Genomic DNA, 1,794 nt, shown 5'->3' on the forward strand with positions numbered 1-1,794 from the left:
CTAATGACTAATGACTAATGACTAATGACTAATGACTAATGACTAATGACTAATGACTAATGACTAATGACTAATTAGGCAAAGCCAAATAAGGAAAAGTTGGTTCTAAAGGTTTGTGTCCCTGACCCGGATTTCCCGGAGTTCCGTTATATGAAACGTTATCGCCAACCGGAGAACCCACCAAAGCTCCCAGAGTAATATCAATAACGTCGTCCACAGGCAAACGACCTCCGATCAAGCTTCCTTGAGAATTTGTAGCGCTACCGTAGCCGCTGCGTTTTGTGGTATCGATCCGCATGACATCCGGTAAGAAAGCTCCGGCGATCGCATTTGGATCGACATTATCCCGACCGTCCAAAAGATCCACAGCATTGAGAGTAGCAACAGCTTCCTGCCGCACCGGAGCAGCAGCCCCGCTCAAATCCAATCTCGGAGAAATACTATTGAATGCTTCCAGAAACTCGGGAGTAACTATCAAACCCTCATTAATTGCAGGTCTCGCCAAACGCTCAAACTGTTTGAAACCACCAGCTCCGTCTCTGATAGAAACAGTTGACCAAACATCAAAAGTATTCGCCCCAGTTCCTGCTTGCAAAAACGCTTTGGGAACGCGCACAGCAATTGTATTGACGTTGTAACCTTTAGTAAAGTCGATCGCTTGACTCGGTTCTTTAAAAGCAGTGCGCGGCCCAGTTCCCAAAGCTGCGGCGCGGACTCGGAAAAATTGTTCGACATCAAAGAAAAACGGGTCTTCCCGCAACCCGGCAAATACAGTCAAGTTAGAACCGCCCACAGGTACTGTATTCAAAACAGCATTAGAATTCAGCGGAGTTGTGGCAATTACCCCGCCGTTAACTGTAGTCTTAGCAACAGTCTCCGAGCCACCGCGAACAGCAGTCACAGCCACAGCCTGCATACCTTTATTGTTAGGCGGACTGAAGGCAAACCGCAAGATAATATCGGCGCGTCCAGTCGGGGTAGAATTCACGTCACCTACCTGCGAGATGTGAACTTGGTAGAGAGCCGTAGTGCTGAAATAATATTGATAGCGAGCTACAGACCTAGGATTTGAATTCAGGATCAATACTAAATCCCCCTCGGCGGCCCCAGAATTTTGGTCTTTTTCCCGAAATACGTAGAGGTCAGTTAAATTGACAGCGCGACCTTTAATATCTACTTCGCCGTCGTCGTGGTCGGAAGCGACAATTATCCCTGGAGTTAGTAGAGCAATTAGAGCTACTTCAATAGCTAATATGGTTCGGCGAATTTTTTTTGTGAGCTTCACTCTTAGCACCTCTATTTCAATGAATTTTTTACACAAATCAATGGTAAATAACCTGCATTCGCGGGTTTTACTTTGGTAGCAACAGGTTGAAATTTGTCAACCTGTCGGGCTTTGGCGCTGTCGTTGAGCCTTCTCCTATTGGTGGTATACGAAGGTTTGGCAATTTTGGATCTGTCCTGCAAGATTAATTTATGTAAAAAAGTACGTTATTGAGGATTTACTCGTTCCCGGAGTATTCTTGGGAATGCCTGCTCCCAGACACAGCATCCCTCGCTCCCGTGGAGCCAGAGCCTCGCTTATATGAGTTCCCCGACTCTTCTTGGGAACGAGCCAACAGAGCTTAGGAACGTGTGAATGGCGCGGTTTTGACTGTTCAGGCTCAGAGCTTTTCTTTGTTCTGTATAAAGCAGATTGCTAAGTCTCAAAAAACCACTAAGGAATGAGAATTAAATAACTTCCACAACTTTGTGGGATGGGCGTCCCGCCCGTCCTTGTTGGACGGGCGGGAC

At 46.6% G+C, this 1,794-nt stretch carries 1 protein-coding gene; it reads right to left on the reverse strand.

All coding sequences use genetic code 11. The annotated features are described in order from the left end of the window. Positions 1 to 70: 70 nt before the first annotated feature. The gene (locus QUB61_RS39250) at positions 71 to 1,285 is read right to left on the reverse strand and encodes a DUF4331 domain-containing protein (protein ID WP_333136857.1); all 1,215 of its coding nucleotides are present in this window, start codon (positions 1,283 to 1,285) and stop codon (positions 71 to 73) included. Positions 1,286 to 1,794: the final 509 nt, after the last annotated feature.

It is taken from the genome of Microcoleus sp. C2D2, assembly GCF_036702495.1.
GTDB lineage: Bacteria > Cyanobacteriota > Cyanobacteriia > Cyanobacteriales > Microcoleaceae > Microcoleus.